Origin of the sequence: Streptomyces eurythermus (assembly GCF_014649115.1) — a bacterium.
GTDB classification, from domain to species: Bacteria; Actinomycetota; Actinomycetes; order Streptomycetales; family Streptomycetaceae; genus Streptomyces; species Streptomyces eurythermus.
Map to the genome: position 1 here is coordinate 60334 of NZ_BMSK01000031.1, position 20919 is coordinate 81252.

The 20919-nt window shown below is 72.6% G+C and carries 15 protein-coding genes; 6 read left to right on the plus strand and 9 right to left on the minus strand.

Features of this window, described 5'->3' with window-relative positions:
• Positions 1 to 250 precede the first annotated feature (250 nt).
• Positions 251 to 1135, minus strand: a complete 885-nt coding sequence (locus tag IE251_RS37885; protein ID WP_189757484.1) for a LysR family transcriptional regulator — start codon at positions 1133 to 1135, stop codon at positions 251 to 253.
• Between the two features lie 193 nt (positions 1136 to 1328).
• Here IE251_RS37885 and IE251_RS37890 point away from each other — a divergent pair, with 193 nt between their 5' ends.
• Positions 1329 to 2456 carry an MFS transporter gene (locus tag IE251_RS37890; protein ID WP_229897121.1) on the plus strand — a complete coding sequence of 376 codons (1128 nt, stop codon included), beginning with the start codon at positions 1329 to 1331 and terminating at the stop codon, positions 2454 to 2456.
• Between the two features lie 24 nt (positions 2457 to 2480).
• On the opposite strand, the gene IE251_RS37895 is transcribed toward IE251_RS37890, so the two are convergent.
• Both IE251_RS37895 and IE251_RS37900 read right to left on the minus strand, forming a co-directional pair.
• Positions 2481 to 3500, minus strand: coding sequence for an aspartate-semialdehyde dehydrogenase (locus IE251_RS37895; protein WP_189757486.1), 1020 nt, complete (start codon positions 3498 to 3500; stop codon positions 2481 to 2483).
• Positions 3501 to 3839: 339 nt separating this feature from the next.
• On the minus strand, positions 3840 to 7136 hold the full coding sequence (locus tag IE251_RS37900; RefSeq protein ID WP_189757487.1) for a S8 family serine peptidase: 3297 nt from the start codon (positions 7134 to 7136) through the stop codon (positions 3840 to 3842).
• A gap of 231 nt (positions 7137 to 7367) precedes the next feature.
• On the opposite strand from IE251_RS37900, the gene IE251_RS37905 reads away from it, so the two are divergent.
• Together IE251_RS37905 and IE251_RS37910 are read left to right on the plus strand one after the other, a co-directional pair.
• Complete coding sequence (locus tag IE251_RS37905; RefSeq protein ID WP_189757488.1) at positions 7368 to 7835, plus strand: NUDIX hydrolase; 468 nt, start codon at positions 7368 to 7370, stop codon at positions 7833 to 7835.
• A gap of 125 nt (positions 7836 to 7960) precedes the next feature.
• Positions 7961 to 9121 (plus strand): serine hydrolase domain-containing protein, encoded by a 1161-nt coding sequence (locus tag IE251_RS37910; protein ID WP_189757489.1) that lies wholly within the window; start codon positions 7961 to 7963, stop codon positions 9119 to 9121.
• On the opposite strand, the gene IE251_RS37915 is transcribed toward IE251_RS37910, so the two are convergent.
• The 3 genes from IE251_RS37915 to pepN form a co-directional block, all read right to left on the minus strand.
• Positions 9088 to 9900, minus strand: a complete 813-nt coding sequence (locus IE251_RS37915; RefSeq protein WP_189757490.1) for an SGNH/GDSL hydrolase family protein — start codon at positions 9898 to 9900, stop codon at positions 9088 to 9090. The two genes, IE251_RS37910 and IE251_RS37915, sit on opposite strands and share 34 nt — an antisense overlap.
• 149 nt (positions 9901 to 10049) lie before the next feature.
• Entirely contained in the window at positions 10050 to 11087 is a 1038-nt protein-coding gene (locus IE251_RS37920) for a hypothetical protein (RefSeq protein WP_189757491.1), read from the minus strand.
• Positions 11088 to 11294: 207 nt separating this feature from the next.
• Complete coding sequence (gene pepN / locus IE251_RS37925) at positions 11295 to 13880, minus strand: aminopeptidase N (protein WP_189757492.1); 2586 nt, start codon at positions 13878 to 13880, stop codon at positions 11295 to 11297.
• A 141-nt stretch (positions 13881 to 14021) separates the two neighbouring features.
• On the opposite strand from pepN, the gene IE251_RS37930 reads away from it, so the two are divergent.
• Complete coding sequence (locus IE251_RS37930; protein WP_189757493.1) at positions 14022 to 14684, plus strand: mycothiol-dependent nitroreductase Rv2466c family protein; 663 nt, start codon at positions 14022 to 14024, stop codon at positions 14682 to 14684.
• Between the two features lie 123 nt (positions 14685 to 14807).
• On the opposite strand, the gene IE251_RS37935 is transcribed toward IE251_RS37930, so the two are convergent.
• Positions 14808 to 15455, minus strand: a complete 648-nt coding sequence (locus IE251_RS37935) for a superoxide dismutase (RefSeq protein ID WP_189757494.1) — start codon at positions 15453 to 15455, stop codon at positions 14808 to 14810.
• A gap of 131 nt (positions 15456 to 15586) precedes the next feature.
• Positions 15587 to 16969 (minus strand): amino acid permease, encoded by a 1383-nt coding sequence (locus tag IE251_RS37940; RefSeq protein WP_189757495.1) that lies wholly within the window; start codon positions 16967 to 16969, stop codon positions 15587 to 15589.
• Between the two features lie 401 nt (positions 16970 to 17370).
• On the opposite strand from IE251_RS37940, the gene IE251_RS37945 reads away from it, so the two are divergent.
• A complete protein-coding gene (locus IE251_RS37945; RefSeq protein ID WP_189757496.1) occupies positions 17371 to 17952 on the plus strand; it encodes a biotin transporter BioY in 582 nt (193 codons plus the stop codon).
• Between the two features lie 95 nt (positions 17953 to 18047).
• Here IE251_RS37945 and IE251_RS37950 read toward each other — a convergent pair whose 3' ends face one another.
• Positions 18048 to 19463 (minus strand): amino acid permease, encoded by a 1416-nt coding sequence (locus tag IE251_RS37950; protein WP_189757497.1) that lies wholly within the window; start codon positions 19461 to 19463, stop codon positions 18048 to 18050.
• A gap of 215 nt (positions 19464 to 19678) precedes the next feature.
• On the opposite strand from IE251_RS37950, the gene IE251_RS37955 reads away from it, so the two are divergent.
• Positions 19679 to 20164: a ribose-5-phosphate isomerase gene (locus tag IE251_RS37955; protein ID WP_189757498.1), complete on the plus strand. Its 486-nt coding sequence runs from the start codon at positions 19679 to 19681 to the stop codon at positions 20162 to 20164.
• Positions 20165 to 20919: the final 755 nt, after the last annotated feature.

Below are 20919 nucleotides of genomic sequence, written 5' to 3' on the forward strand. Positions count from 1 at the left end.
CTTCCACGCCCTCGTGGGGTTGTCCGGCACGGGGGCGATGGGTGTCACCGCGGTGCGCTCGGGCACGCGCGGTACACAGGTGATGCCGCGGGGGCGAGGGCACGTCCCGTGTGCCCGGCCGGGCCTCGTGACCAGGGCGCTCGCCGACGGCGGGCACCGCCCGACCGCGGCCCTCCTCCAACACGCTAGCGGCCCCCCGACGGCTCGGCATCTCGGGCCCCGGCGCCCGCCCGGCACCGCCCTGCCGGCGTCAGCCCGCCGCCCGCCCCGCCTCCGCCTCCGCCAGCGTCCGGGCGAACTCCCGTACCGTCTCCGTCTCCGCGTCCCGGTGCCAGATCAGGGCCAGTTCGGAGTCGGGGACACCGTCGACGGGGACGTAGGCGATGTCGGTGCGCCGGTGCTGGGCGGCCGTGGGGTGGCACAGCAGCAGGGCGCCGCGGCCGGCGGCGGCCAGGGACAGGGCCTCCTGAAGGGTGGTGGCCGCCGGGCCGGGCAGCGCGCCGGGGGCGCGGGCGGCCCGCCAGTACGGCGGGGCCGGCGCCGCCGCGCCGATCAGCGGTACGGCCGCGAGGTCCGCCGCGCCGACCCGGTCCCGGCCGGCGAACGCGTGCCGGCGGGAGACGGCCAGCGTGTGCCGCTGCCGGGAGAACACCGGCCCGACGACCAGGTCCGGCTCCGCGACCGGCAGCAGCACCACCGCCGCGTCCACCGCGCCCCGCCGCACCGCCCCGAACGGATCGGCGTACGGGATCTCCACCAGGTCGACCGAACGGGCCGCGTCCTTCGCCTCGAACGCCGTGACCGCCTCCAGCAGCGGCGCGTAGGCCGTCCCCTGGAAACCGAGCCGCAGCGGGCCGGTACCGCCCCGGGCCACCGCCCGCGCGTCCGCCACCGCCTCGTGCAGTGCCCCGTACGCCGGACGCAGCCGCTCCAGGAAGCGTTCGCCGAGCGGGGTCAGCGCCACCCGGCGGCTGGAGCGGTGCACCAGCCGGGCGCCCACCCGGCGCTCCAGCGCGGCCAGCAGCTGGCTCACCCGGCTCTGCGACACGAACAACCGCTCCCCGGCCCGGCCGAAGTGCAGCTCCTCGGCGAGCACCAGAAAGCACTCCAACTCCCTCAGCTCCAGCCCGGACACGCGACTCCCTCCGCCGATCACTCCCGCTCATGCAAGGGTGAGCGGATCGCCGTTGTTCCCGCGCCGCCCGCGGCAAAGGCTGGAAGGCATGGTCTTCCACCGAACCCCCCACCCCCGCACCCGTACCCGCCACCCCGACCGCCGGACCGACACCCCGTCAGACCGCACGGACCGCCCCTGGGCCGCCGTCGGGATGCTCGCCGGCGCCACCTTCGCCGTCGTCACCACCGAGATGCTCCCCGTCGGCCTGCTCACCTCGCTCGGCACGGGACTGGACGTCTCCGCCGGCACCGCGGGCCTCGCGGTCACCCTGCCCGGACTGGTCGCCGCCGTCGCCGCCCCGCTGCTGCCGGTCGCCGTGCGCCGCGCCGACCGCCGCACCGTGCTGTGCGCGCTGCTGCTCCTGCTGGCCGCCGCCAATCTGCTCACCGCGCTCGCCCCCGCCTTCCCCGTGGTGCTCGTCGCCCGGCTGCTGGTCGGGGTGTGCATGGGCGGGGTGTGGGCGGTGGCCGCCGGGCTCGGCGCGCGGCTGCTGCCCGGGCCGTCGGCCGGCCGGGCCACCGCGCTGGTCTTCAGCGGGATCGCGGTCGCCTCGGTGCTGGGGGTGCCCGCCGGGACCTTCCTCGGCGCGGTGGCGGGCTGGCGCACCGCCTTCGCCGCGATGACCGGTTGCGCGCTGCTGGTGGCGGCCGGCCTGGCCGTCGTCCTGCCGCCGCTGCCCGCCGAGGGCGCCGTCCGCCTCGGCACGTTCCCCCGGCTGCTCGGCGCCGCACGGGTGCGGTGGCTGCTCGTCACCGTCGCCCTGCTGGTCACGGGCCACTTCGCCGCCTACACCTACGTCCGGCCCGTCCTGGAACGCACCCCGGGCACCGGGCCGGGCCTGGTCGGCACCCTGCTGCTCGGCTACGGACTCGCGGGCGTCGCCGGGAACTTCGCGGGCGGGGCGCTCGCCGCCCGCCGTCCGCGCCGCGCCCTGCGGCTGATCGCCACGGTGCTCGGCGCGGTCGTGGTGCTGCTCGCCCCGGCGGGCCGCTCCGCCGCCGGGTCGGCCGCGCTGCTGCTGGTGTGGGGACTGGCGTACGGCGGGGTGTCCGTGTCCGGGCAGCGGGCCCTCACGGCCGCCGCGCCCGGGGCCCCGGAGGCCGCGTCCGCCCTGTTCGCGGGGGTGTTCAACGCGGCCATCGCGCTCGGCGCGCTGGCCGGCGGACGGCTCGCGGACGGACCCGGGACGACCGCCGTCCTGCTCACGGGCGGTGTGCTCGCCGGGCTCGCGGCCCTGACCCCGGGCCGCGACGAGCAAGGGGCGGCCACGTCACCGTGACCGCCCCCGACCGCGTGGGTGCCGTTACTTCCCCGACAGCTCCGCCGCCACCAGCTCCGCGATCTGCACCGCGTTCAGCGCGGCACCCTTGCGGAGGTTGTCGTTGGAGATGAACAGCGCCAGACCGTTGTCCACCGTCTCGTCGCGGCGGATACGGCCGACGTACGACGGGTCCTGGCCGGCCGCCTGGAGCGGGGTCGGGATGTCGGACAGGGCCACCCCGGGCGCCTTCGCCAGCAGCTCGGTGGCGCGCTCCGGGCTCAGGGGACGGGCGAAGCGGGCGTTGACCTGGAGGGAGTGGCCGGAGAAGACCGGCACGCGCACACAGGTGCCGGACACCTTCAGCTCAGGGATCTCCAGGATCTTGCGGGACTCGTTGCGCAGCTTCTGCTCCTCGTCGGTCTCGTTCAGACCGTCGTCGACGATCGAACCCGCCAGCGGGAGCACGTTGAAGGCGATCGTGCGCTTGTAGACCTGCGGCTCGGGGAAGTCGACGGCCGCGCCGTCGTGGGTGAGCTTGTCGGCCTCGGCGGCCACCTTCTGCACCTGGCCGTGCAGTTCGGCCACGCCCGCGAGACCCGAGCCGGACACCGCCTGGTAGGTGGCGACGACCAGTGCCTCGAGGCCGGCCTCCTCGTGCAGCGGCCGCAGCACCGGCATCGCGGCCATGGTGGTGCAGTTCGGGTTGGCGATGATGCCCTTGGGGCGGTCGGCGATCGCGTGCGGGTTCACCTCGGAGACCACCAGCGGGACCTCGGGGTCCTTGCGCCAGGCCGAGGAGTTGTCGATCACGACGGCGCCCTGGGAGGCGACCTTTTCGGCCAGCGCCTTGGAGGTCGCGCCGCCCGCCGAGAAGAGCACGATGTCCAGGCCGGTGTAGTCCGCGGTCGCCGCGTCCTCCACCGTCACACCGTCCAGCACGGTCCCGGCCGAGCGGGCCGAGGCGAACAGGCGCAGCTGCGTGACCGGGAAGTCGCGCTCCGTGAGGATCCTGCGCATGACCGTGCCCACCTGACCGGTGGCTCCGACGATTCCGACCCTCACGGCGACTCCCTCTTGTGTGTTGCTTGCCTGACCGGGGCGTTTCCATGATGCGGCCCACCCCGGTCCACCTGTCCAATTCTTTGCCCAGCGTGCCCGAGGAATGGGACACGGCCGCCCCGGGAACGGTTCCGCACGTCCGCCCGGGACCCCGTCGGGCTGGAGGAATTCCCTCCGCGGCGGCCCCGCGCCGCAAGCTGTGCCGTCCCGCCCCTGCCCGCGCCGGCCCCGGCCATACGAGGGTGTGACGTACGCCTCTGCGGCCGGCCGCCGGTCCTCGGCGCACGAGAAGGGGCGGGTGCCCGTACGGACACCCGCCCCTCGACGCCGGCCGTCACCCCGTTACGGCGTGACCTTGCCGATCTTCACGCTCGCCGTGCCCGCCGTCGTGCCGTGCGCGTTCACCAGCCGCACCCGGCCGAAGAACTCGCGGCCCGCCGGGGCCTCGGCCGCGGCCGTGACCTGGCCGGTGACCGTCGCCGAGGCGCCCGTGGCGAGGTGCACCGGGGCCGCGTCGGCGACCGTGACGGAGCCGAGGGCGGAGGAGAAGAACACGTCCCGGTAGTCGTAGTCGGTCGAACCGGACGGGACGGCGTAGCCCACGACCTCGATCGTGTAGGTGCCGGCGGCCGGGGACGGCACGGAGACCGCCTCCTCCGAGTCGCCGTCGGCGGACTTGCCGACCTCCTTGCCCGCCGCGTCGTACACCGCCAGGTCCAGGTCGGCCGCCGCGTCCGAGACCCGCCCGATGGCGACGTCGAGCGAGGTCGCGCCGGCCGGGACGGTCACCGTGGTGGTCCGGGTCTCGCCCTGCTTGATCGCCGGCCGGGCGGACTCGGCGGAGCCGAGCGGGCCGCCGGTCAGCGTGCCGTCCAGCGGGGCGTACCCGTTGGTCACCTTCCAGGACGCGGCGACCGGGGTCCCGACCTTGGCCTCGGGCACGGTCACGGTCTCCGGGTCGAAGGCCGCGCCGAGGACGGAGACGTCCAGCCGGTAGGGGTTGTCCAGCAGCGGGGAGGTGCGCCGGGACTCGACCTCGACCTCCCAGACGCCGGGCTGCGGGTCGGCGTACGCGCGCACGCCGGGCTTGCAGCCGTTGCCGTCCAGGTAGTTGTGGTAGCAGTACGGCGTGCCGGTGGTGTCGGACGGGACGCCGTAGGGGTGGATGGCGATGAACCGGGTCTGGCTGCCGTCCTTCAGCCCGCCGAGGGCGACCTCCAGGCTCGTGGCGCCCTCGGGCACGGTCAGGAAGTACGACCGGGTGCTGTTGCGCTGCACCGAACCGGACGCGGAGTAGGTGTACTTCACCGGCTCGGCGACGACGACCGTGGTGAGGATCTGCTTGTCGACGCCCTCGGTCTTCGGGTCGTCGACCTCGAGGATCGCGCTCTTGAGGCCCGCGGACCCGGGCGCCGCCTGCACCTCGACCGTCACCGGCTGGTTCAGCGGGAGCCGCACCACGTCGTCACCGACGATCCGGAAGGTGTGTCCGGCGTTGTTCTCGAAGTGCAGCTCGTGCCGGACCGCCTTGTCCGGGCCGGACGTACGGGTGATCGTCACGTCGTACGTCTTCTTCTGGCCCGCCTTCAGGCCGCCCTCGCGGTCGTACAGGCCGGTGCCGTAGCCGGGGGTCTTCAGGGCGTCGTCGATCGCGGTGTCGACCGGCGCCTTGACGGTGTAGTCGTGGGCGGTGGCGCCGTCCTCGATGGCGTCCCAGGCGTCCACGATGTTGATCAGGCCCGCGCCCTCCTCGTACGCCTGGACGCCCTTGATGTGGTCGGCGGTCGAGGTCAGCGCGGTGCGCAGCCGGGCGGGGGTGAGGTCGACGCCCTCGCGCTTCGCGGCCGACAGCAGCAGCGCGGAGGCGCCGGTGGCCTGCGGGGAGGCCATCGAGGTGCCCTGGAGCATCGAGTAGCCGGCCGGGAGGGAGTAGCCCGCCTCGGCGACCGGACCGCCCGGCAGCCAGGTCTGGGTGGTGTTGATCGCGGCGCCGGGCGCGCTCAGGGTCGGGGTGAAGCCGCCGTCCTCACGCGGGCCGCGCGAGGAGAACGGCATCATCGCGTACTTCTTCTCCACGACCGAGCCGTAGTTGGCGGCCCAGGTCTCCTTGGAGATGGTCGCGCCGACCGAGATCACCTTGTCGGCCAGGCCCGGGTCGCCGATGGTGTTGGCGCCCGGCCCGGAGTTGCCGGCGGAGATCACCAGCTGGACGCCGTAGGTGTCGATGAGCCGGGTGTACAGCTCGGCGCGCGCGTTGTTGCCGTCGTTGAGCGCGGGCAGTCCGCCGATCGACATGTTGACGATGTCGACACCGCGCTTGGTCACCAGGTCGATCATGCCCTCGGTGAGGGCGACGTTGGTGCAGCCGCCGGTCCAGGTGCAGGCCCGCGAGGACACGATCTTCGCGCCGGGGGCCGCGCCGTTCATCTTCCCGCCGAACAGGCCGTGGGCGGCGGTGATGCCGGCGACATGGGTGCCGTGCTCGGACTCGATGACCCCGATGTTGACGTAGTCGGCCTTGGCGCCGGCGGCGTTGTAGACGACGTCCTTGCGGGTCTCCACCACGAACGGGACGCGTTCGGCGACGTCGGTCGCCGGGTCGTCGGTGCCGAAGTAGCCGACCTGGAAGCCGTCCTTGTACGGCTTCATCGCCGGGTCGTCGGTGAAGTCCAGGTTGTCGTTGGTGTCGACGCGGACCGTGCCGGCCGCCGGGTCGTACAGCACGCCCCAGGCGTCGGTGGTGTCGCCGTCCCGGTTGAGGTCGCCCTTCTCGTCGCCGCCGGCGGTGGCGGACTCGTACATGTAGTTGAACTTGTACGAGCCCTCGGGCGCCGTGAACCTCTCGGCGCCCTGCGCGGTGGTGACGGAGAAGGCCGGGCCGGTGACGCCGGTGGTCATCCGCCGCCAGGTGCCGTCGCCGTCGGTGACCGGGTCGGTCGCGGTCACCCAGTCGACGATCTTCCGCTCGCCGGTGGTGGTGGTGCGCAGCGCCGGGTGGCCGAGGTCGACGCCGGAGTCGAGGATGCCGATGGTGACCCCGCGCCCGTCCGCCTTCGGGTGGTCCCGGACGAACTCGACGGCACCGGTCTCGAAGGAGGGGTTGTACGGGTTCTCCGCCGGGGTGTTCCGGCCCGGCGCGGGGTAAGCGGCCTTGCCGGAGGGGGACTTGGCGCCCGTGGGCACCGGGTCGTCCAGCGGGATCTCCTGCTTGAGGTCGATGGCCCGCACGGAGGAGAGCTTCACGGCGGCGGCGATGGCCGAGTCCGCGCGGCTCGTCGGGACGGTGGCCCGGACATAGCCGAGCTTGTCGTCCGTGCGGCCCACCAGGCCGCCGTCGACCGCGTCCAGTTCCCCGGCGACCTGCTCCGTCTTCCCGGGCGAGGTCGCGATCATCAGGGTGACGCTCTTGTCGCCGTCGGCCTTGGCCTCGGCGAGCAGGGCGGCGTCGTCCGAACCCAGCTTGTCGTGGGCGGACTTGACGCCGGGATCGGCGGCCGGGGCGGGGGACGGCTCCGCGGCGAGGGCCATCGGCACCGGTCCGGCCGCGGAGAGGGCGGCCACCACGCCCACGGCCGCGGCTATGCGGGCCAGGCGTCTCGGGCCGGATATGGGATCACGCTCGGGGGCGGTGTGGTTCATCGGCATCCCTCAGGTCAAGGAACGAGCGGACGGGAGCGCTCAGCCTGACCGAAAGGGCGCCGTTTTGGGGACCGTTGACGCAATCGAAATGAACGTATGGGGAAAACCCGCGATGCGAAACGGTCGTGTTCAGACGGTATGTGACGGAATCCATGCCTTGCGTACGGGGTGACCTGACCGCTTCCGGGATTTTCGCTCGCCGGTGCCCGCCTCACGCAATAACGTCCGGGCATGCGACGGAACCTGAGGGTGGCGGCCTACGCCGTGTGCGTCCGCGACGGACAGCTCCTGCTCGCCCGGTCACCCACGCCCGACGGCACCCCCGAGTGGGTGCTGCCCGGCGGCGGCATGGAGCACGGCGAGGACCCGTACGACACCGTCCGCCGCGAGGTCACGGAGGAGACCGGCTACCGCATCGAGGTGACCGGCCTGCTCGGCGTCCACACCCGCCGGTTCGTCGGGGACCCGCGCGTCGGCCGCCGCCGGGACCACCAGTCCCTGCGGATCTTCTACGCGGGCGAGGTCACCGGCGGGGAGCTGCGCCCCGAGGTCGGCGGCTCCACCGACTTCGCCGCCTGGCACGACCTGGCCGCCGTGCCCGGTCTGGTCCGGGTGCCGATGGTCGACATCGGGCTGCGGCTGTGGCGCGAACGCCCGCCGCACGGACGGCTCACGGACCGGCCGGACGTGGCACCGTAGGGCACGGCGAGGACCGGACCGGGCACAGGCCGGAAGTCGCCCGACCGGCTCACACCCGGGCAACCCGCGCGCCCCGGTCGCCGTTTCTCCCCCCGACCGCTCCGCGCCCACAGGCAGGGGAAGACATGCGCGTACGCAGGGCTGTGACAGGCACCGCCGTCCTGCTCCTCTCGGCGGCCCTCGTGGGCCCGGCCCTGGCGGCCGGCCCCGCGCCCGGTGCGCACACCGCGACCCGCGCGGCCGTCCGGGCCGCCGTCACGGCCGGGGTGCCCGGCGCCACCGCCACCGTGCGGGACGCCCACGGCACCTGGTCCACGGCGGCCGGCGTGGGCGACCTCCGCACCGGCCGGCCGCGCTCGGCCCACGACCGCTACCGCGTCGCCAGCATCACCAAGACCTTCGTCGCCACCGTCCTGCTCCAGCTGGAGGCGGAGGGCCGGCTCTCCCTGGACGACCCGGTGGACACCTGGCTGCCGGGCCTGGTCCGCGGCCACGGCCACGACGGCCGCCGGATCAGCGTGCGCCGGCTGCTCAACCACACCAGCGGCATCCGCGACTACCTCACCGACGACGGCTTCCGGCGCGACCACTTCACCGAGGACGGCTTCTTCCGGCACCGCTACGACACCCTCGCCCCCCGGGACCTGGTGGCCGTGGCGATGCGGCACACGCCCGCCTTCGCGCCGGGCGCCTCCTGGGGGTACTCCAACACCAACTACGTCCTCGCCGGACTGGTGATCGAGCGGGTGACGGGCCACCCGTACGCCACCGAGGTCACCCGCCGGATCATCACCCCGCTGCGCCTGACGGCCACCTCCCTGCCCGGCACCCGGACCGGTGTGCCGCGCCCGGGCGGCAGGGCGTACTCGACGTTCGGCGTCCCCGGCGGCCCGGCCCACGACGTCACGGCCCTGAACCCCTCGCCGGCCTTCGCCGCCGGCGAGATGATCTCCGACTCCGCCGACCTCACCCGCTTCTACGGCGCCCTGCTCGGCGGCCGGCTGCTGCCGCCCCGCCAGCTGGGGGAAATGAAGACCACCGTGCCCGTCGAGGCGGCCCCCGGCGTCCGGTACGGCCTCGGACTCACCGACACCCGGCTGGCCTGCGGGACCCACGTCTGGGGCCACAGCGGCGAGATCCCGGGCTCGGTGTCCGAGGCGGCGGCCACGGCGGACGGCCGGCACACCCTGGCCGTCAACTTCGACGGTGACTGGGCCGGCGACACCACGGCCGTGGCCGAGCAGGAGTTCTGTCAGCCGGAGACACGGGTGAGCGCCGGCAGGTAGCCGAGCGACTGGCCCGGCGCCGTGGGGTGGTAGGACTCGGTGATCGCCAGGATGTCCACGCTGTGCAGCCAGGGTCGGGAGGAGCAGATCTCGTGCCCGGCGAAGGCGGCGGTGACATCGGCGAACGTGAACCCGTGGGCGGCGGCGCGCCCCGCGATCACCCCGTTGAGATGGTCCACGGCGTCGTTCAGGGCCGCGCGCTCGCCGTCCTGGAGGCCGAGCGCGCAGGAGCCCCTGAGGTGGTACAGGCGCGGGTAGCCCAGCACCACGACCCGGGCGGCGGGCGCCCGGTCCCGGATGGCCGTGTAGAGGCGGTCGAGGCGGTCCGTCAGCGACCCGTCCATGGTGTCGACGGCCCGGGACACGGCGGTGTGGCAGCGGTCGGAACCGCCGATCGCGCACATCGCCATGGTCCCGGCGAAGCCCGAGTCGTGGCCGCCCACGGTCAGGGTGACCAGCGAGGTGCGCGGGCTGAGATGGCCGAGCTGCTCGGTCAGCACCTCCTCGGTGCCGGCGCCGTTGCACGCGGCGAAGCTGAACGTCGCCGGCCCGTGGGCCTCGGCCCACAGCACGGGGTAGGCCCGGCTGCTGCGCTTGCACTCCTTTCCGGAGGCCAGATAGTCACCGGCGCCCACACCGGAGGAGTAGGAGTCGCCGAGGGCCACATAGCCGCCGGCCGGGGTGCGGGGCGGCGCCTGGGCGGTCGCCGGTCCGGCGAACGCGCAGGCCGCCGCGAGGAGCAGGGAGCAGGCGCCCGCCGCTGTTCGGGTCTGTCTCATGACTCTCTGGTACCGGGGCCCGCCCCGCCCCGCCCGCCGCGCTGGTCCGCCCGGGTGAGCCCTCACCCGGGCGGACCAGCACCACTGGCCGGCCCGGCGCCCTCGTGGCAGCACCAGGCCGCGGCCACGGGGCGAGACCACGCCGGCTGCTACCGGGGCCGCACCACGACATACGCGGCGGGCTCACGGTCGACGGAGGCCATCAGCGCCGTCCGCACCACCGTCGCCTGCTGCTCCGGGCAGTCCCGGAGCTTGCGCGGCGTGATGTACACGACCGTGATGCCGAGGCGCTCCAGGTGCTCGCGCTTGCCGGCGTACCGGGACCACACGGCCTCGTCGTCCTGCCGGGGCACCCGGGTGTCCAGCTCGACCGCCACCGCGTGGTCCGGCCAGTAGGCGTCCAGGCCGCCCAGGTGCGGGCCGCCGGGCAGGCGCAGATCGACGTTCCACACCGGGTCGGGCAGACCGTACTCGCGGACCATCCGGTACAGGCGGTCCTCGGCGGCCGGGCGGCCCTCCGCGAACACCGCGTCCACCGCGTCCGCCACGTGCGGCCGGTGCAGCAGCCGCGCCCGGGCCAGCTCCCGCAGCAGGGCGGCCGGTTCGCAGTGGCCGCCGCGCACCGCCTCGGTCAGCAGCCGCCGCACCGTCTCGGTGTCCGTCGGCTCCGCCACCGCGTCCGCCAGCGCCCGCGCCACCGGTGCCACCGGCAGCCCCGCCACCCGCTGCGGCTCGGGCGGCTCGGCGGTACGCAGGACGCGCACATAGCCGATGGAGCGCGGCCGGCGCTGCCGGGACACCAGGACGTCCACCCGGTTCAGGGCGTCGGGCGGCGGGGTGGCCGAGAAGCCGTGCAGGGCCAGCGCCGCCGGCCCGGTGAGCACCGCGTCCGGGTACTGCGGCCGGTGCGGGCCCTGGGCCGTCGGCTGGGCCGGCACACCCTGCCGCGCCGTACGGGCCGCGTACAGCAGGGCCGCGTGCAGCCGCTCCTCGCCGGTGGGCGGGCCGGAGTGCAGCAGGATCACCCGCGGCAGCAGCTCCCGCCAGGGGCCGTCGGGGCCGCACCGCTCGGCCAGCTCGGCCGGGGACACACCGTGGGCGCGCAGCTGGGCCGCCGTCAGGACCCGGCGGTGGACGTCGGCGAGGTGGCGCAGGGGGCGGGGGGAGAGGGGGGTGTCGTGCGTCATGGCCTCGAAATTCCCGCGACCCGACCGGTCCGTAACCGCTGTTACACATTCGTCGAAGAATGCGGACAAGACGGTACTAAAGGTCAGGTGTTCGGATGCCGAGAGGGCAGCGAAAACCCCTGGTCCGATCGGGTGCGGACCAGGGGTTACGGCTCTGTTCGCCCGGATTTCGTAACGGTCGCCCACCGGGCGGGATCAGGCCACGGGTCAGCGGCCGGCCGCCGCGTCACACGCCTGCGCGCGCAGCGCCCGCGCCAGGTCGTCCCGCGCCTCCAGCACCAGCCGCCGCAGCGCCGGCGCCGCGTCCTCGTGCGCCGCGAGCCACGCGTCCGTCGCCTCCAGCGTCTCCGGCCGGTCCTGCAGCGCCGGGAACAGACCCCGCACCACGTCCATGCCGATCTGGATCGACCGCTCCCGCCACACCCGCTCGATCGCCGCGAAGTACAGCTGCGCGTACGGCGCGGTCAGCTCCCGCTGCGACGGCTGGGCGAACCCCGCGATCGTCGCCTCCACCAGCGCGTTCGACAGCGCGTCCGACTCCACCACCTGCGCCCACGCCTGCGCCTTCACCGCCGCCTGCGGCCGCGCGGCGAGACAGCGCACCTGGTGCCGCTTGCCGGACGCCGTGTCGTCCCGGGCCAGCTCCGCCGCCAGCACCGACTCGTCGGCCGCCCCGTGCGCCGCCAGCGGCTCCAGGAACACCCAGCGCAGCTCCTGGTCCACCTCCAGACCCTCGACCTCGGTGGTGCCGTCCAGCAGATCCCGCAACAGCTTCAGATCCGGCTCCGAGGAGGCCACCGCGGCGAAGAACCGCGCCCAGGCCAGCTGGTGCTCGCTGCCCGGCGCCGCCGACCGCAGCTCCGCCAGCGCCCCCTCGGCCAGCAGCTCCCCGCCGGTCTCCCGCCACGCGGGCGCCGCGTAGTACGTCAGCGCCGAGTTCGCCCAGGCGTGCAGCATCTGCACCACCCCGATGTCCGACTCGCCGCCCGCGAACCGCAGCACCAGGGCGATGAACTCCCGCGCCGGCAGCAGCCCGTCCCGGGTCATGTTCCACAGCGCCGACCAGCACAGGGCGCGCGCCAGCGGATCCGTGAGCCCGCCCAGGTCGGTGCGCAGCGTCTCCAGCGACGTCGCGTCGAACCGGGTCTTGCAGTAGGTCAGGTCCTCGTCGTTGACCAGCACCAGCTCCGGCGCCTGGAGCCCCGCCAGCTCCGCCACCACCGTGCGCGGCTCGTGCACATCCGTCTCCGCGCGCGCGTAACGCTCGAGCGTGCCCTCGGGCGTACGCCGGTACAGGCCCACCACGATCCGGTGCGGACGCAGCTCCGGGTGCGACTCCGGGGCCTCCTGCACGACGGCCAGCTCGGCGATCCGGCCGCCCGTGGTGTCCAGCAGCACCTGCGGGGTCAGCGCGTTCACGCCCGCCGTCTGCAGCCACGACCGCGCCCACGCGCTCATGTCCCGGCCGCTCGTCTCGCCCAGCACCGACAGCAGGTCGCCCAGACGGGTGTTGCCGTACGCGTGCCGCTTGAAGTAGCGCCGGGCACCCTCCAGGAACGCGTCCTGGCCGACGTACGCCACCAGCTGCTTGAGCACCGAGGCGCCCTTGGCGTAGGTGATGCCGTCGAAGTTCAGCTTGGCGTCCTGCAGGTCACGGATGTCCGCCGTGATCGGATGCGTCGAGGGCAGCTGGTCCGCGCGGTACGCCCACGCCTTGCGCCGGTTGGCGAAGGTGATCCAGGCGTCCTTGAAACGGGTCGCGCCGACGCTGCCGAACGTGCCCATGAAGTCCGCGAAGGACTCCTTCAGCCACAGGTCGTCCCACCACTCCATGGTGACCAGGTCGCCGAACCACATGTGCGCCATCTCGTGCAGGATGACGTTGGCCCGCGCCTCGTACGACGCCTGCGTCACCTTCCCCCGGAAGACGTACTCCTCCCGGAAGGTCACCATGCCCGGGTTCTCCATCGCGCCCAGGTTGTACTCCGGCACGAACGCCTGGTCGTACTTCCCGAACGGGTACGGGTAGTCGAAGTGCTCGTGGAAGAAGTCCAGGCCCTGCTTGGTGACCAGGAAGATGTCGTCGGCGTCGAAGTACGGGGCGAGCGTCCTGCGGCACATCGCGCCCAGCGGGATCTCCAGCTTCGTGCCGTCCTCGAGGGTGCGGCTGTAGGAGTCCGTCACATAGTGGTACGGGCCCGCCACCACACACGTGATGTACGTCGAGATCGGCTTCGTCTCCGCGAACCGCCACACCCCGTCCACGAGTTCACCGGCGCCGTTGCCCCACACCGTCCAGCCCTCCGGCGCCCGCACCTCGAACCGGTACGGCGCCTTCAGGTCCGGCTGCTCGAAGTTCGCGAACACCCGGCGGGCGTCGGCCGGTTCGTACTGCGTGTACAGATAGACCTCGCCGTCCTCCGGGTCGACGAAGCGGTGCAGGCCCTCACCGGTGCGCGAGTACGCGCACTGCGCGTCCACCACCAGCTCGTTCTCCGCCGCCAAGTCCTCCAGCGCGATCCGCGAGCCGTCGAAGACCTCGCCCGGGTCCAGGTCCCGCCCGTTGAGCGAGACGGAGGTGACCCGCGGGGCCAGCAGATCGGCGAAGCTGGACGCGCCCGGCTCGTTGCACCGGAACCGCACGGTGGTCACCGAACGGAACGTGCGCGGCTCCCCGTCCCCGTCCCCGCCGCCGACGGCGGACCGCAGGTCCAGGAACACCTCGTAGCCGTCGACGGACAGCAGGGCGGCCCGCTCCCGGGCCTCGTCGCGGGAAAGATTCTCACCGGGCACGTACGGCACTCCTTCGTGTTCGCGCGGAGAACGGCTGAGTCAGGACCGATCCTGTCATGTGCTCCTGACGGCGGACAGCGGGGAATGCGGGTGGCGCCCGTCTCGTTGACGCGGGAAACATACGTTTCGCCAAGGAGCGCCATGTCCGAGACCGCCACCTCGTCCGGCAAGACCCCCGTCGACTTCTGGTTCGACCCGCTGTGCCCGTGGGCCTGGATGACCTCCCGCTGGGTGCTGGAGGTGGAGAAGCTCCGCGACATCGAGGTCCGCTGGCACGTCATGAGCCTGGCGGTCCTCAACGAGGACAAGCTCGACGAGCTGCCCGCCGAATACCGCGAGCTGCTGACCACCAAGGCGTGGCCGGCCGTCCGCGTGGTCACCGCGGCCTGGCAGAAGCACGGCGAGGACGTCGTCGGCCCGCTCTACACCGCCCTCGGCACCCGCATCCACAACAACGACGAGGGCGCGACCCTGGAGGCCATCGCGGGCGCGCTCGCCGACGTCGGCCTGCCCGCCGAGCTGATCGACTACGCCGAACAGGACGACTTCGAGTTCGAGGCCGAGCTGCGCGCCTCCCACAAGGAGGGCATCGAGAAGGTCGGCCAGGAGGTGGGCACCCCGGTCATCGCCCTGCCCGGCCCCGACGGCGAGCAGATCGCCTTCTTCGGCCCCGTCGTCACCCCCGCCCCCAAGGGCGAGCAGGCGGCCCGTCTGTGGGACGGCGCGGTGGCGGTGGCCTCGGTACCGGGCTTCTACGAGATCAAGCGGACCCGGACCAAGGGCCCGGACTTCAGCAACCTGTAACCGTCTCCGTTCGATGGAAGACCCCCGTGAGTCACGTCCTCACGGGGGTCTTCTTTCATCCGCCTGCCGTCGTGAAGGGTGAGAAGACGATCACGAGGCAGGACGACCGGGGCGCCCGGACGGTCAGGGCGCCAGCAGCAGCACGTCGGCGCGGGACTTGGCGGCCTCGTAGCGCCTGGCCACGTCCTGCCAGTTGACCACCTTCCACATGGCCTCGATGAAGTCCACCTTCTGGTTCTTGTACTGCAGGTAGAAGGCGTGCTCCCAGGCGTCGAACACCAGGATCGGGGTGGAGCCCTGGCCGACGTTGCCCTGGTGGTCGTAGACCTGCTCCACGACCAGGCGCCCGCTCAGCGGCTCGTAGGCGAGCACGCCCCAGCCCGAGCCCTGGGTGGTGGCCGCAGCCTTGGACAGCTGGGTCTTGAAGCCGGCGAACGAGCCGAAGGACTCCTTGATGGCCTCGGCCAGCTCGCCGACGCCGTCCTGCGCCAGCGGCTCGCCGCCGCCGTCCTTCGGGCCGGTCATGTTCTGCCAGTAGATCGAGTGCAGGATGTGCCCGGAGAGGTGGAAGGCCAGGTTCTTCTCCAGGCCGTTGATCGAGCCCCAGGTCTCCTTGTCCCGCGCCTCGGCCAGCTGCTCCAGGGTGTCGTTGGCGCCCTTCACATAGGCCGCGTGGTGCTTGTCGTGGTGCAGCTCGATGATCTCCGGGCTGATGACGGGCGCGAGCGCGGAGTAGTCGTAGGGCAGGTCGGGCAGCGTGTAGACGGGCATGGGTGATCCCCTCCGGAACCTTATTGCAAGTCTCTTGCAACTACACGCTAGCAACAAGTGGATCAGAGCAACAGAAAGGCCCCCACGTGTGTTTCGTGGGGGCCTGTCGCGCGCGGTGCGGGGCGGGGCGCTCAGCCCTTGGCGCGCAGCCGCTGCCAGCCGTAGCCGACCGCGGCAAGGAACAGGGCCATGGCGCCCGAGGAGTACAGCTGGGTCCGGGTGTCCGGCTCGCGCCACATCAGCACGAAGATCGCGGCCATGCCCGCCAGCGCCACCCAGGTCAGCCACGGGAACGCCCACATGCGCACGACCAGCCGCTCCGGGGCCTCGCGCTCGATGCGGCGGCGCAGCAGCAGCTGGGAGGCGGCGATGAAGATCCAGACGATCAGGATGACCGCGCCGATCATGTTCAGCAGCCACTTGAAGATGTCGTCCGGCCGCCAGTAGCTGAGCAGCACGCAGACGAAGCCCAGCACGGAGGAGGTGACCACCGCGATCCGGGGCACCCCGCCGGACAGCCGCGCCAGCACCTTCGGGCCCTGGCCCCGCTCGACCAGCGAGAAGGCGATGCGCGAGGCGCCGTAGATGTTGGCGTTCATGGCGGACAGGAGGGCGACGAGGATGACCACGTTCATCAGCTGGCTCGCGCCGGGGATGCCCATGTGCTCCAGCGTGGCGATGTACGGGCCCTTCGCCGTGACCTCCTCGGAGTTCCACGGCACCAGGGTGACGGCGACCGCCATCGAGCCGATGTAGAACACGGCGATGCGCCACATCGCCGTACGCACGGCGGACGCCACGCCCCGCACCGGGTCCTGGGACTCGGCCGCCGCGATGGTGACCGTCTCCAGGCCGCCGTAGGCGAAGACCGACGCGAGCAGGCCGATGACCAGGCCGTCGCCGCCGTTCGGCATGAAGTCGGTGAGGTTCGAGGTGCCGGGCGCGTCCGTGCCGGGCAGTACGCCGGCGATGGCCAGCACGCCCAGGATCAGGAACAGGCTGATCGCGCCGACCTTCAGCGCGGCGAACCAGAACTCGAACTCGCCGAAGTTCTTCACGGCGGCCAGGTTCGTGCCGCAGAACACCACCATGAACAGGGCCACCCACATCCACTGCGGGGTGCCCGGCAGCCAGCCCTGGACGATCTTCGCGGCACCGATGCCCTCCAGGCCCACCGCCGTACACAGCAGCACCCAGAACGACCAGCCCGCGGCGAAGCCCGCCCACGGGCCGATCGCGCGCTCGGCGTGCGCGGAGAAGGAGCCCGACGAGGGGTAGGCCGCCGACATCTCGCCGAGCATCCGCATCACCAGCATCACCAGCACCCCGGAGAGGGCGTAGGCGACCACGATGGACGGACCGGCGGCGGCGATGCCCGCGCCGGAGCCGACGAAGAGACCCGCGCCGATCACCCCGCCCAGGGCGATCATCGAAAGATGGCGCTGTTTGAGGCCGTGGGAGAGGGAGCCGTCCGCCTGCTGCGGCGTCGTCTCCGTGGTCGTGCTGTTGGGCATGGGTGCTGCTCTCCCCCGTGCAATGGGCGGGCAAAAACCCCGCCAGTCTCCGCGTCCCGTCCGCTCAGGCGAAGGGGCTGACCACTATCCGGACACCTCTGGTGCGCAGGGTTAATCTACGGTTACGCCGTCGAACGTGACCAGAGGTCGTACGCGACTCGCAATTCCTTTGGTGGGATTCCACAGTTGGGACATCCGTCAGGTCCGTACGGAACAGGTGAGGGAAACGTCTCCACCCCAGTGATCAGTCTCACGCCCCGGCCGGTGTAATCCGCATCCTTTGTCCGGAGCCCACCAAGCCGCCGTTCCGGCCTTTGTCGGGCGCTGACGGTGATCGTGACGAGTGCGCCGGTATAGCGTCACGGTGTCCCGACGTGTCCACACCATCCCGTGGAGTCCCCATGGCCACCGCCACCGCCACCGCCCGACCCGGCGCAGTCCTCGCCGACCTGCTCCCGGCCTCCCGCGTCCGCGACGCCGCCCTCGTGGTCGGCGGCGCCGCGCTCACCGGCCTCGCGGCCCAGCTGTCGGTGCCGGTGCCCGGCTCCCCGGTGCCGGTGACCGGCCAGACCTTCGCCGCGCTGCTCGTGGGCACCGCCCTCGGCACCCGCCGCGGCTTCCTCTCCCTCGCCCTGTACGCGGTCGCCGGTCTGGCGGGCGTGCCGTGGTTCGCGGACGGCAAGGCCGGCACCGGTCTCGTCTCCTTCGGCTACGTCCTCGGCATGCTGCTGGCCGCCGCCGTCGTCGGCGCCCTGGCCCGGCGCGGCGCCGACCGCTCGCCGCTGCGCATGGCCGGCGCGATGGTCCTCGGCGAGGCCGTCATCTACGCCGTCGGCGTGCCCTACCTGGCCCTGGCGGCCCACCTGTCCGCGTCCGAGGCGATCGCGGCCGGCCTCACCCCGTTCCTGATCGGGGACGCCCTCAAGGCCGCCCTGGCGATGGGCGCCCTGCCCGCCGCCTGGAAGGCGCTCGGCAAGCGCTAGGAACCGGCGCACGGAAAGAGGCTCGCGGGTCCGGGATCACTCCCCGGACCCGCGAGCCTCTTCCTTTTGTGTGCCCTGTCTGTGCCGACGGTGGATCAGCCGACGGACACCTTGTCGGCCGGGGACTCGGCCGCGGGCGCCGGGCGGGCCGCCAGCCGCTGCCTGACCACCGCGATCCCCAGCACGATCGCCGCGACCAGCAGCGACAGCAGCACGGTCTTGCGGCCGTCGTGCTCGGTGTCGAAGAGCATGTAGACCAGCACGCCCACGATCAGCGTCGCCGTCGCCCAGGTCAGATACGGGTACAGCCACATCTTCACGACCAGCTTCTCCGGCGCCTCGCGCTGGATGATCTTCCGCATCCGCAGCTGCGAGAAGCAGATGACCAGCCACACGAACAGCGCCACCGCGCCGGAGGAGTTGACCAGGAAGAGGAAGATCTTGTCCGGGGACAGGTAGTTGAAGAAGACGGCGACGAAGCCGAACACGACCGAGGCGAGGATCGCGGTCATCGGCACGCCCCGGCTGTTGACCCGGGCGAACGCCTTCGGCGCGTCGCCGCGCTCGCCGAGCGAGAAGGCCATCCGGGAGGCCGTGTACAGGCCGGAGTTCAGACAGGACAGCACCGACGTCAGCACGATGACGTTCATGATCTGGCCGGCGTGGTCGATGCCGAGCGAGTTCAGCGCGGCGACGTAGGAGCCGTCCTTGGCGATGGACGGGTCGTCCCACGGCAGCAGCGAGACCACGACCAGGATCGAGCCCAGGTAGAAGACGCCGATCCGCCAGATGATGCTGTTGGTGGACTTGGTGACCGCGCGCTGCGGGTCCTCGGACTCGCCGGCCGCGAGGGTGGCGATCTCGCTGCCCATGAAGGAGAACACGACCAGCAGCACACCGGTGAGGATCGCGCCCGGACCGTGCGGCAGGAAGCCGCCGTGCGAGGTGAGGTTGCCGAAGGACGCCTTGTCGGCGTCCACGCCCGGCAGCACGCCGAACACGGCGAGCAGACCGATGACGACGAACGCGCCGATCGCGACGACCTTGATGCCGGCGAACCAGAACTCGAATTCGCCGTAGGAGCCGACGGAGACGAGGTTGGTCGCGGTCAGCACGATCATCACGATGAGTGCCCAGCCCCATTGCGGGACGGCCGGGACCCAGCCTTCGAGGATCTTCGCGCCGGCGGTCGCCTCGACCGCGAGGACGACGACCCAGAAGAACCAGTACAGCCAGCCGATGGAGAATCCGGCCCAGCGGCCGAGCGCGCGGTCGGCGTGCGCGGAGAAGGAGCCGGACGTCGGATTGGCGGCGGACATCTCGCCGAGCATCCGCATCACGAGGACGACGAGGGTGCCGACGAGGGCGTACGACAGGAGGATGCCGGGTCCCGCGGTGGCGATACCCGAGCTGGAACCGACGAAGAGACCGGCTCCGATGACGCCACCGATCGCGATCATCGACAGGTGGCGGTTCTTGAGTCCTGCTTGGAGGCCCGAACCAGGGGTCATGGACGGAGTTCCTTTGCGCCAGGTGGAGCTGCTCGTACGAGCGGTGTACGAGTCGGTCCAGTGAATCCGAGGCCAACGGAATGGGGAACCTCCGAATCCGTATCGTTACCTCTGGTTCCCTTGAGGATCTATGGCATGTCTCACACGATTCCGGGTCCGCCGGCCGTCGGCACCCTGGGGCTGCTGCCCCGGTGGGGGCGTGTCACACTCGTTGCATGCGCGTGTATCTCGGCTCCGACCATGCGGGCTACGAACTGAAGAACCACCTCGTCGAGTGGCTGAAGGCGGCCGGGCACGAGCCCGTCGACTGCGGGCCGCACATCTACGACGCCCAGGACGACTACCCGCCCTTCTGCCTGCGTGCCGCGGAGCGGACGGCCGCGGACGCCGACGCCCTCGGCATCGTGATCGGCGGCTCCGGCAACGGTGAGCAGATCGCCGCGAACAAGGTGAAGGGCGTGCGCGCGGCGCTGGCCTGGAGCGAGGAGACGGCGGAGCTCGGGCGGCAGCACAACAACGCCAACGTGGTGGCCGTGGGTGCGCGCATGCACAGCACCGAGGAGGCCACCAAGTTCGTCGAGGTCTTCCTGAACACGCCGTTCTCCGGTGACGAGCGGCATGTCCGGCGCATCGAGATGCTCGCGGACTACGAGACGACGGGCGACCTCCCCCCGATCCCGGCCCACCACCCCCAGCCGTAACCCCACGACGGCCGATCCCGGCCCGACCGTTCGGGGACCGACCGAGCCGGCCTGATCACACCGAGGCCGACTGAGCCGGGTCCGGGCGTGCCGGGCCGGCTGTGTCAGGTCCGGGCGTGCCGGGCCGGGTGTGTCAGGTCTGAGCGTGCCGGGGCCGGCTGTGTCAGGTCTGAGCGTGCCGGATCCGGCCGTGCCGACAGTGACCGTGCCGGGGCCGGGTGTTCCGGGTTGGTTGTGCCGGGCTTGGCCGGCCCGGCCGGCCGCGGCACGGTGGCCGCGTCCCTCCCTCTTGCCCACCCGTCCCACCCGCGCCCCCGGCTGAGGCCCGGACCCACAGGAGCTCCGCCCCCGGCTCCAGGTTCGCCCGCTCACCGACCCCGCCCGGCCGGAAGGCCCGGGCTCCGGGCCTCGGTTCGTCCGTCCGCTGGACCGGGTCGGCTGGAAGGGCGGCGTCCGGGGGATCCGGCAGTCCGGGAAGCCAGGGGCGCCCGCCCACCGGGCTCGGCGGGCCGGAAGGCCGGGGCTCGGGGAGCGTGCCCGGCACCGCGGCCCGTCTGCCGTCGGTTCGGCTCGGTCGGGAAGCGGGCCCGGGTTCGCCCGTCCGCCCGCCTGTCCGTTCGACTCGGCCGGCCGAGAGGCCCGGTCCCGGGCGCCGACATCGAGGCACCCGCCCCAGGGACGCCGAAGGCCCCCCCGAGGCACACCACCCGTCAGCACCCGAGGTTTTCACCCCAAGCGTTCCCCATCGCCCCCCC